We start from the raw sequence: 10993 nt of genomic DNA on the forward strand, positions 1-10993 counted from the left end.
TCAGAACCGGAAATCGGCCCAGAAGCCGAAGTAGTCCGAGCTTCGACCGCCGCCGGACTTCAGGGAATCGCTGGCGATGAAGTGCGTGAAGTAGGCATGGAAACTGAGGTTCCTGGTTGCCAGATAGTCCGCCTGGAGGTTCAGCCCGGTGCCTATGAAACGGCCGCCGTCCGTCGGGCGTAGCAGCGGAAAGTTGGTCGGCCCGGCATAGACCGCGTCGGCCGCCGTGGCCCGCCAGAACAGCTCGGGGCCGCCGACCAGCGTAAGCTTCTTGCTCGGCTTGAGCGTCAAGGTGGGCGTCACGTCGATGAGGTTGGACATGTTGAGCCATCCCGCATCGCTGTAGAGCGGCGTGCGCGGGAAGGGGGGCGCGAACGTACCGATCTTGCCGTCGTTCGGATCGTCGTCGCCGCTGAACCAGTTGAACCGGCCGCCGAGGCGCGGTTTCATCGGAAGATCGGCAAAAGTGTAGCCGCCCTCCAGCAGCATGCCCCAGGCCTGGATCTTCTGCCCGGCGAAGCTGCCGGTCTGGTAGGCTCCTTCGGCGTCCCAGTCGAAGCCGTTGGCGCGTCCGGACAGGCGCAGGCCCCAGCTTCGGCGGCTTTCGGTTCCGGTCAGCGTGGTGTAGCGGGCATTCTCGCGGTGGAGATCGTACCAGTAGACATCGACCGCGAGGTTCGGCACCACCAGCCCCGGCGCGCTGGCCGCGTAGATGCCGTTGAAGTGACGGCCATTCTCCGGGCCGTCGTCGAACGTGCCGGGTTCGAACGTGACCGGCTTGACCGCGAAGGCATCGACCCGGAACTTTCCTTCCTCGATCAGCGTCCCGCGAATGCCCTGATAGACGTAGCGCACGTTCACGCCGTCTCGCAGGCCGACGAGTTTGCCATTGCCGATCGGCATTTCGAAACGGCCCGGACGCAGGGTCACCTTTGTGGTGTCGCCAAGCGGCAGCGTCACGTCGATGAAGGCCTGGTTGATGTCCAGCTTGTCGCGGTTGGGCGGCGTGGCGAATGTCTCGAAGAATTCGCGGTTGTCGCCCAGTTCCACGAAGGCGCGCAAGTTGCGTCCCAGATGCAGGTCGGCCACCAGGCGGAGGCGCTGCTGCAACGCGGAGAGCTTGTCCTTGCCCTTGGCGCCCAGGTTCAGCGCACTCCAGTAGGTGAAGTTATAACGGGCTTCCCCGCCGATCGAGAGATAGACATTCGGGTCGTCGCCCAGCGGCAGATAGCGCAGCGCCTCCAGCGGAGACGTCCGCTTGGCGGGATTGGCAAGGCAGCTCCAGTCCTCGGTCCAGCGCAGGCTCTGCGGTGTGCAGGGTGGTGCGGGCCGCCCGCCCGGAACCGGCTCGGGGATCGGCGGCGAAGCCGGCGGCGGCACCGGCGGCGGGGCCCCGATTTCCACCGGCGGAAGGGGGCGCATCGCGCGTTCCTGCGCCGCTGCGGCCCGCACGACCAGAGGGGCGTCGATCGCCGGATCCTCGGCATTCGTCTGCTCCGCGAAGGCAGGAGTTGCCAGCGTCAGCAGGGCGCAGGCAGCCGTCATCTGTGGGAAAAGCCCAAGGGCCATTCGCTATTCCTCGTCATTCAGGGGAAGGTGCGTGATTGCGGCACATGCCGGACCGCCATTCACCGGAAAGGTGGGCAGGCGCGGGTGCGCAACGGCTTGGTCAGGGCTCGGCGTCAGTCATGGTACATCCTCTTCCGCCTGCTTTGCAGGTCGATCCGTATCGACAGTTCCCCCAGGGACCCGATCCGAAAGACGTTACGCACCAAGCATGCAAACGCGCGTATGCTTTCCGCCGAAGCCGCTATCAGCAATTGCGATAGCGGCGCCATGCCGGAACGGCATAACGCGGCGCCGCAATTGAATAGGACGATCTCGACGCGTGATGCTCTATCCGGCCGGACCTTTCCCGCAACGAGAGAGCGCCAATGCGAGAAACCATTATCCTGCTGCCCGGCCTGTTGTGCGATGCCAGCGTGTGGGAACATCAGGTGCGGCACCTGGGCCGGGAATACGATGTCCACGTTCCCGACTTGCGGCATTTCGACACTATCGCGGCGATGGCTCGCCACGTTCTGGAAGAAGCGCCTGAGCGGTTCTCCCTTGCCGGTCATTCGATGGGCGCGCGCGTGGCGCTGGAAATGGTGCGGATGGCAGCGGACAGGATCGATCGTCTGGCTCTGCTGGACACCGGTATCCATCCGGTACGCGATGGCGAGGCCGATCGGCGGCAGGCGCTGATCGAGCTGGGTGAGCGAGAAGGCATGGAAGCTTTGGCCCGGGTCTGGCTTCCCCCCATGGTGAGCAAGGGCCGGCTCGACATCGATGCGGCGCTGCGCGAGCGCCTTCATGCGATGGTCCAGCGGATGGATGCCCGGGTCCATCGCAACCACATAAATGCGCTACTGGGGCGGCCTGACGCCAACGCGGCGCTGGCGGCAGTGCGCTGTCCCGTCCTCGTCGGCGTCGGCAGCGAGGACGCGTGGAGCCCGCCCGCCCAGCACGAGGAAATCGTCGCGGCACTTCCGGGCGCCGTTTACCAGGTATTCGAAGGCAGCGGCCACATGGCGCCGATGGAATCGCCAGAAGCCGTCACTGAAGCATTGAAGCAATGGATGGCATTGCCTCTCGGCCGTGGAGTGGAAAACCACATGACACGCGAAGTGCAAGCTGATGCAAGTCCTTCCATGACGGCGAGCCCCTCCGAGTTCTGGGCGATCGAGCGAGCTATAGTGAGCCAGATCCATCGATTTGCCCAAGCGAACGATGCGCATGATCATGATGCCCTGGCAGAGATGTTTACGCCTGACGGCTCGTTCGCGCGGCCCACGGCGCCCGAAGCGCCGGTGTCCGGGCGCGAGGCGATACGCGCCTTCTTCCGTGACAGACCGGCTCGGCGCACGCGCCATGTCATGGCGAACATCGTTGTGGACCTGCTGTCTCCCGTCAGGGCGAGCGCGCGTAGCTACGTCGTGCTCTATAGCGGGGAACGCGGTGAAAACGTGTTGGTAGGCGACTTCGAAGACGAACTGCGTCTGGAGCCCGACGGCATATGGCGTTTCTCCAGGAGATCCGGTTCGCTCGCGTTCGACTACTGAGAGACCGGTCAGTGCCATCCCTCCGGGAAGCCGGGTTTCTCCCGATGGTTCGGCCGGGATAAACGCAACAACCTGCGGCTCCCCTACCTCGGAGCTTGCCCATGCCGCTCATCGTACCTCCCGTCAGTCGCAATTTCCCCAGCCCGCCGGTTTCCGGCACGCGCCTCCCGAAGGCTTATGTCGAGACGATCGGCAGATTCGCGTTCGTCTGGGGGTGGCCGCTGGTCAACATGCACAACCGCAGGGTGGTCTTTTCCAAAGTGCCGGAATCCGGCTTGGGGGACGGTGTGCTCCCGATCGCGCCGCTCAACCGGCTGACGATGCTCACCCATTATATCGATCCTGACGAGCGCGCCGTGGCGACGCCCAACCAGGATGTGGCCTACGGCTTCGGGATCTTCTCGCTGGAGAAGGAACCCACGGTGTTCCAGGTGCCCGATTTCGGAGACCGCTTCTGGCTTTACCAGCTAGGCGACCACCGCACGGACACGCTGGGCGGCTGCGGCAAGATGTACGGCACGCGGCCGGGCTTCTACCTCGTGGCCGGGCCCGACTGGCAGGGCGTCGTGCCCAAGGGTATTGCCGGCGTGTACCGCTCGCCCACGAACCTTGCCTACGTCTGCCCGCGTTGCTTCCTTGACGATACCGACGCGGATCGCGCCGCGATCGTGCCGGTGGTGGGGCAGGTCATGGCCTATCCGCTCAGCGAGTATGACGGCAGTATCAAGTCCAAGGACTGGACCGATCTTCCCACCATAGGCGACCCCGCAGGCGGCAGCCAGGGCAGCGGCGGCGAAACGCAATGGGTGAAACCGGAGGGCTTCTTTACCGAACTGCCGGCGATCCTCGACGAAGTTCCGCCGATGCCCGGGGAAGAGGCGCTCTACGCCCAGTTCCGGGCGCTGCTCGATGCCGCTGCGGCGGATCAGAAGATTGCCGACACGCTCCGGCAAGTCGCGATCGATACCGATCGCGATATCGTTCAAGTCATCCACGACTACAACTACGCCGGCGTGCCGGTGGCCAATGGCTGGGTTGCCCCTGTCAACGGCGCCGAATTCGGCTGCGACTATTTCAGCCGGGCCGCTGCGGCCAAGGCGAACATCTTCGTCAATCCTCGCCGCGAGGCGGCCTATTTCTCGCAGGAAGCGGACGCCAACGGAGAGCGGCTGCACGGTGCCAATTCCTATTCGCTGACTTTCGCGGAAAATGGTCTTCCGCCCGTCGACGGCTTCTGGTCGCTGACGCTCTACGACGAAGCGCATTTCTTCGCGCCCAACGAACTCAAGCGCTTCTCGCTCGGGACCAAGAACAAGGATCTCAAGTTCGGGGCGGACCGATCGCTGACGATCTACGTCCAGCACGCGAGGCCCGACGAGGACAAAGTGAGCAACTGGCTCCCCGCCCCGGAGGCAGCCTTCGAGCTGTTCCTGCGCGCCTATTGGCCCGGCGCTGCAATCCTCGACGATAGCTGGGCCGCTCCGCCGGTGGTGAAGCACGGCTAAAGCGCAGCGCGCTTGAGGGGGCCGCAGCACCGATCGCGTGCTGCGGCCCCTTCTTGCTAGCAGGGATTACTTTGCCGGTTCGGCAGCTTCCGTCTCGGCGCCTGCCGCTGACGGCTTCGCAGCCGGGGCATCGATCTCCACCGTCACCTTTTCGATCCGCCCGGTGAACTTGAACGGCAACTGGTAGGTGAAGTCGATCGGTGAGCCGACGTCCATGCCGATATCCAGGCCCTCACCGAGCGAGAACTGGATCGGCACCGTCCGTTCAAGTCGTCCGCTGGCAAGCGTGCCGCCTCCGGCGGACACCGTGATCGTCGCGCCCTTGCCCATTCCGCCGCCGTCATAGTCGTGACGGACCACCAACTGGTGCCGGCCTGCACCGAGCGGGGCCTCGGCCGCGAAAGTCGTCCGCTCGACCGAGAGGAAGTTGTAGACGAACACCGGCTTGCCCGCGCGCAGGTAGAGGCCGTAGCCGCCCTCCAGACCGCCGTGGGTGACGATCATCCCCTCGGCCTTGCCGTCGGTGAGTTCGATATCGGCGGTGATCGTCCAGCTCTTGTTGAGCATCGGCAGGCACGCCGCGTCGGGCAGACCGATCATGCCTTCGTAATAAGTCGCGCTGGTCCGGTCGCCGACCATGCTGGGGCGGCCCATGGCTTCCGCATTCATCCGGATCGTGGCGCGCCAGTCCAGCGGCAGTACGTTGTACTTGGCTGCCTCCACCCACCACATGTCCTGCAATTCCCGCAGCTTTTCCGGGTGCTGGTCCGCCAGGTCGTGTGCCTGCGAGAAGTCGCCGTCGAGCTTGTAGAGTTCCCAAACCTGCTGGTCCGGATCCCAATCTTCAGGACGAACCGGCTGCCACGGCACGAAGCTGGGCGCAGAGGCCATCCAGCCTTCGTGATAGAGCCCGCGATTGACGCCGAGTTCGAAATATTGCGTCCGGCGCTTGCTTGCCGCGCCGCCATCGTCGAACGTCGCTGCGAAGCTGACGCCCTCGATCGGCTTTTGCTGGATGCCGTTCAACTCGCTCGGCGCGGTGACGCCGCAGACTTCGTAGAGCGTCGGCACGATGTCGATCGTGTGGATGAACTGGTCGCGCAGTCCGCCTGCGTCCTTGATCCGGTCGGGCCAGGAGATGATCATGGGATTGCGGGTGCCGCCGAAATGGCTGGCGACCTGCTTGGTCCACTGGAAGGGCGTGTTCATGGCGTGCGCCCAGGCCGAGGGGAAGTGATTGAAATGCTTCGGCCCACCCAGTTCGTCGATCGCCTTGAGGTTGTCTTCCCATTTCTCGGGGAAGCCGTTGAAGAACATGTTCTCGCACAGCGATCCTTCCAGCCCGCCCTCGGCGCTGGAGCCGTTGTCGCCGGCGATGTAGATGATGATCGTGTTGTCGGCGTCGGGCAGCGCCTTCACGGCGTCTATCACCCGGCCCATCGCCGCATCGACTTGCGCGCCATAGGCCGCGAATACTTCCATCATCCTTGCATAGAGCCGCTTCTGGTCGTCGTTTAGGGTATCCCATGCCGGCAGACCCTTGGAACGTACCGTCAGCTCGGTATCGTCGGGGACCACGCCGCGCGCCTTCTGCCGTTCGATGGTGGCCTCGCGATAGGCGTCCCAGCCCGTGTCGAACTTGCCCTTGAACTGGTCTATCCACTTTTGCGGAGCCTGGTGCGGAGCATGGGTGGCGCCGGGCGCGACATAAAGGAAATAGGGCTTGTCGGGCGCAATGCTCTTGACCTTGCGCACCCAGGTGATCGCGCGCTCGGCGAGATCCTCGGTCAGGTGGTATTCGGGATCCTCGGATGCCGGGACCAGATCCCGGTTCTCGAACAGGATCGGGTTCCAGTGGTTCATGTCGCCCGCATTGAACCCGTAGAAGTAGTCGAAGCCCAGTCCATTGGCCCACCGGTCGAACGGGCCTGCCGCGCTCGTCTCCCAGGTGGGCGTGTTATGGTTCTTGCCGATCCATGCCGTCATGTAGCCGTTTTGGCGCAAGACCTCGCCGATCGTCCCGCAGCCGCGAGGCAGGATACAGCAATAGCCGTCGTAGCCCGTGGCCAGTTCGGTGATCCCGGCGAACGACGCCGAATGGTGGTTGCGCCCGGTAATGAGCGCGGCGCGCGTCGGGCTGCACAAGGCCGTCGTATGGAAATAATTGTAGCGCAGGCCTTCCTTTGCCAGGCGCTCCATCGTGGGCGAGGGCACGCCGCCGCCAAAGGTTTCGAACTGGCCGAAGCCGACGTCATCCAGCAGAATGAGCACGATATTGGGAGCGCCTTTCGGCGGCTGCACCGGCTGGGGAAAGGTAGCCGGATCCGAATCCTGATAGGTCCGCCCGATCTCGCCTTTGAAGTGAAAATCGGGGCGGGGCAGTATCTCTGGGGTCTGGCATACCGAATCGATCGACATATCTCGTCTCCTGTTGAGAGCCGAGCCGGAAGATCGAAGAGCGCATCCACGATCTCTATCGGGGTGAACCCGCGCTGCCGATGAGGATTACCCGAGTGGGATTACGGGTCACGCCATCGAGCTGATCGTCGAGCGGAACCGGGCGAGCGCGATTGCAAAGAACACGATACCGATGGCGATGGTCGCGGCGAATTGCGGCCAGACCACGGCAAGGCCCGCGCCCCGGAACAGGATGGCCTGGCCCAGTTCCACGAAGTGCGTCGTGGGCGCGAAGAGCATCACGTCCTGTACCAGTTGTGGCATGGATTCCCGCGGCGTGCTGCCGCCGGAAAGCATCTGCAAAGGCAGAAGCACCAGGATCATCAGCATGCCGAACTGAGGCATGTTGCGGGCGATGGTGGCCAGGAAGATGCCCATCGAGGTGGTGGAGAACAGCACCAGCGCGGCGCCGGCAAAGAACAGCGGCAGCGATCCCGCTATCGGCACCTGCATCAGCGCCCGCACCACGAGGTTCACCGAAAGGGCGGAGGCCAGCAATACCACCAGCGCCATCGACCAGACTTTCGACATCATGATCTCGAACGGCGTCACCGGCATGACCAGCAGGTGCTCCACCGTGCCATGTTCCCGCTCGCGGATCAGCGCGGCACCGGTCAGGATGATCGAGAGCATGGCGATCTGGTTGATGATCTGCGCAAGCGCGCCGAACCATGACTTGTTGAGCGCGGGGTTGAACCGTGCACGAATGGCAAGGTCCACTTGCGGCACGCTGTTCACGCGGTGGCGATTGAGAAATTCGTTCACCTCGCCATTGACGATCTGCTGGATGTAGCCGCTGCCGCTGAAGGCCTGGCTCATGCGCGTGGCGTCGGTGTTGAGCTGGATTTCGGCCCCTCTGCCGCCCAGCACGTCGCGTTGGAAACCGTGCGGGATATGCAGCACGAAAGTGAAGTCTCCCGCGTCCATGCCGGGATCGATCTGCTGCGGCACGATCATCTGCGGCACCACGAACTGCGGTGGATAGAACGAGGAGACGATGCGCTGGGACAGCGGGGATTCGTCCTCGTCGACGATGGCGATGGCGGCGTTGTGCAGCGTTTCCGGCGTCGAATTCGCGGAAGTGTAGATCGAAACCGTGAAAGTGAACACGATCAGCACGAGCATGATCGGATCGCGCCACAGGCCCCACAATTCCTTCACGCCGAGCCGATAGATGTTCGCTATCTTGGAAAACATCGCTCAGGCCTCCTGCTTCTTCAGGAGCAGGATGGCGACGCCCACGATCACCGGTGCCGATATCGCCAGCGGCAGGAACGATCCCGCAAGGTCGGAGAACCCCAGCGCCTTGGCGAAGACGCCCCGGCTGATCGTGAACATGTGGCTGGCCGGGTAGATCTCTCCCATGAACCGCGCGCCGCCTTCCATCGAGGAGACGGGATCGGTCATGCCGCCGAAGGTCGTTGCCGGGATCATCGTGCCGATCATCGCCAGGAACATCGCGGCGATCTGGCTGCGCGTCAGTGCCGAGGCGAGCAGCCCCATGCCGGTGGCCGAGATGCAATAGATCGTCGCCGCCAGCAGCAGCGTCGGGAAACTGCCCTTCACCGGCACATCGAAGATGAAGATCGCCATCAGCACCATCAGCAGGAAGTTGATGAGCGCCAGGCCCACATAGGGCGCCTGCTTGCCCAGCATGAATTCGCTGCGGGTGACGGGCGTGACGTAGAGGTTGATGATCGAGCCGATCTCCTTCTCGCGTACCACCGCCAGTGCGGTCAGCATCGCGGGAAGCATCAGCAGCAGCAGCGGGATCACCATCGGCACCATGGCCGGCAGGCTCTGCACGTCCGGATTGTAGCGAAAGCGATTTTCCAGGGAGAACACGCCGTTGGTCGATCCGGTGCGGCTTCGGACCTGCTCGGTCAGCCAGTGCTGATGCAGGCCCTGGATATAGCCCTGCACCGTCTCGGCCCGGCCGGGGTTGGCCCCGTCGAACCAGGTTCCGATCGTCACCTGCCGCCCGGCCGCGACATCGCGGCCGAAGCCGGGCGGAATCTCGATGCCCAACACCAGTTCGCCTTCCTGCAGGCGCCGGTCGAGATCGTCGTAGTCGCGGATCGGCGCATGTTCCTTGAAATAGTCCGACCCCGAGATGTCGAGTGCGTAGTTCTGGCTGAGCAGGCTGCCGTCGCGGTCCAGCACGGCGTAGGACAGTTCGTTGATGTCGGTTGTCATGCCGAAGCCGATCACCAGCATCAGGATCAGCGATCCGGCCAGTGCCAGCGTTGCCCGCACCGGATCGCGCTGAAGCTCCAACGTCTCGCGCCAGGCGTAAGTCAGGCAGCGTTGCAGGCTGAAGGCACCGCCGGTATCGGGGTGCGAAGGCTCTCCCGACAAGGCAGGTGCGCCCTCTTGCGGGCTGCGCGTATCGCCTCCCGCTTCCACGAGATAGCCGATGAAGGCCTCTTCCAGATCCTTCGCCCCGCGCTTGTCGATCAGGCGCTGCGGCGTGTCGCTGTCCAGCACTTTGCCTGCATGCATCATCGACATCCGATCGCAGCGCATCGCCTCGTTCATGAAGTGCGTGGAGATGAAGATCGTCACCTTGTCCCGCCGCGACAGTTCCACCAGCAGCCGCCAGAAGGCATCGCGCGCCACCGGATCGACGCCCGAAGTCGGCTCGTCCAGGATCAGCAGGTCCGGCTTGTGGACCATGGCGACGGCAAGGCTGAGGCGTTGGCGCATGCCCAGCGGCAGGCTTTCGGGCAGTTCGTCCAGCACATGGGCAAGGTCGAACCGCTCGACCATTTCGGTGACCCGCGCGGGGATTTCCGCCCGCGCGACATGGAACAGCCGGGCATGGAGTTCCAGGTTCTGCCGCACCGTCAATTCGCCGTAGAGCGAGAAAGCCTGGCTCATGTAGCCGACGCGGCGGCGGGTGGAGATATCGCTGGAATCGACTTCCTTGCCGAACAGCCAGGCCTTGCCCTCGCTGGCGGGGAGAAGGCCGGTCAGCATCTTCATCGTCGTGGACTTGCCGCAGCCGTTGGAGCCCAGAAAGCCGAAGATCTCGCCGCGCCGGATGCGGAAGCTGACGTGATCGACGGCGGTGAAATCACCGAAGCGCATCGTCAGGCCCTGGGCCTCGATGGCGATGTCGTTCTCCCCGGCTTCCAGCGGAGGGATCACCACCGCCGTATGCCCGCGCTTCTTCTCCTCGGGAAGCAGGGCGATGAAAGCGTCTTCCAGTGACGTGGTGCCGGTGCGATCGAACATTTCCTGCGGCGTGCCGGTGTCGAGCACATTGCCGTCGTCCATCGCCACCAGCCAGTCGAAGCGCTGCGCCTCGTCCATGTAGGCGGTGGCGACGATCACGCTCATCGTTCCTTGCGTCTTGCGGATATCGGCGATGAGATCCCAGAACTGCGCGCGGGCGAGCGGATCCACGCCGGTCGTCGGTTCGTCCAGGATCAGCAGGTCCGGGTCGTGGATCAGCGCGCAGCAGAGGCCGAGCTTCTGCTTCATCCCGCCCGATAGCTTGCCCGCCGGGCGCGACAGGAACGGATCGAGCCCGGTCGCCCGCGTCAGTTCGTCTATGCGGCGGCGGCGTTCGGGCCCGTCATGCCCGAACAGGCGGCCGAAGAACTGGAGGTTCTCCTCGACCGAAAGCGTGGGATAGAGGTTCTTGCCCAGGCCCTGCGGCATATAGGCGATGCGCGGGCAGACATCGAGCCGGTGCCGGCGATCGCGCATGTCTCCGCCCAGCACGCGCACCTCGCCCTGCTGCACTACCCGCGCGCCCGATACGAGCGAGAGCAGGCTGGACTTGCCGACGCCGTCCGGGCCGATCATGCCGATCATCAGCCCGGCTGGAATGTCCAGATCGATGCCGCGCAGAGCCTCGGTCTTGCCATAGCGCGTCCAGACGCCGCGGACGCGGACGACCGGTTCGGAGGGGGCCGGTTC

General features: G+C 64.2%; 6 protein-coding genes. 2 read left to right on the forward strand and 4 right to left on the reverse strand.

Features of this window, described 5'->3' with window-relative positions:
• Positions 1-1569, reverse strand: coding sequence for an alginate export family protein (locus ACI3K3_RS10270; RefSeq protein ID WP_404913487.1), 1569 nt, complete (start codon positions 1567-1569; stop codon positions 1-3).
• 365 nt (positions 1570-1934) lie between these two features.
• On the opposite strand from ACI3K3_RS10270, the gene ACI3K3_RS10275 reads away from it, so the two are divergent.
• Both ACI3K3_RS10275 and ACI3K3_RS10280 read left to right on the forward strand, forming a co-directional pair.
• Complete coding sequence (locus ACI3K3_RS10275; RefSeq protein WP_404913488.1) at positions 1935-3104, forward strand: alpha/beta fold hydrolase; 1170 nt, start codon at positions 1935-1937, stop codon at positions 3102-3104.
• Positions 3105-3205: 101 nt separating this feature from the next.
• Positions 3206-4609, forward strand: coding sequence for a DUF1254 domain-containing protein (locus ACI3K3_RS10280; RefSeq protein WP_404913489.1), 1404 nt, complete (start codon positions 3206-3208; stop codon positions 4607-4609).
• Between the two features lie 66 nt (positions 4610-4675).
• Here ACI3K3_RS10280 and ACI3K3_RS10285 read toward each other — a convergent pair whose 3' ends face one another.
• From ACI3K3_RS10285 to rbbA, 3 genes are all read right to left on the reverse strand, one after another.
• Positions 4676-7027 (reverse strand): arylsulfatase, encoded by a 2352-nt coding sequence (locus ACI3K3_RS10285; protein WP_404913490.1) that lies wholly within the window; start codon positions 7025-7027, stop codon positions 4676-4678.
• Positions 7028-7135: 108 nt separating this feature from the next.
• The gene (locus ACI3K3_RS10290) at positions 7136-8263 is read right to left on the reverse strand and encodes an ABC transporter permease (RefSeq protein ID WP_404913491.1); all 1128 of its coding nucleotides are present in this window, start codon (positions 8261-8263) and stop codon (positions 7136-7138) included.
• Positions 8264-8266: 3 nt separating this feature from the next.
• Positions 8267-10993: ribosome-associated ATPase/putative transporter RbbA (gene rbbA, locus ACI3K3_RS10295; RefSeq protein ID WP_404913492.1), on the reverse strand; the 2727-nt coding region annotated here is incomplete at its 5' end.

The organism is Novosphingobium sp. ZW T3_23, from assembly GCF_044987305.1.
Taxonomy (GTDB): Bacteria; Pseudomonadota; Alphaproteobacteria; order Sphingomonadales; family Sphingomonadaceae; genus Novosphingobium.

What these genes read in the sequence shown, in the direction of transcription:
- ACI3K3_RS10290 (WP_404913491.1), bottom strand. Translation starts at nt 8,263, where the DNA reads ATGTTTTCCAAGATAGCGAACATCTATCGGCTCGGCGTGAAGGAATTG.
- ACI3K3_RS10270 (WP_404913487.1), bottom strand. Translation starts at nt 1,569, where the DNA reads ATGGCCCTTGGGCTTTTCCCACAGATGACGGCTGCCTGCGCCCTGCTG.
- ACI3K3_RS10280 (WP_404913489.1), top strand. Translation starts at nt 3,206, where the DNA reads ATGCCGCTCATCGTACCTCCCGTCAGTCGCAATTTCCCCAGCCCGCCG.
- ACI3K3_RS10285 (WP_404913490.1), bottom strand. Translation starts at nt 7,027, where the DNA reads ATGTCGATCGATTCGGTATGCCAGACCCCAGAGATACTGCCCCGCCCC.
- ACI3K3_RS10275 (WP_404913488.1), top strand. Translation starts at nt 1,935, where the DNA reads ATGCGAGAAACCATTATCCTGCTGCCCGGCCTGTTGTGCGATGCCAGC.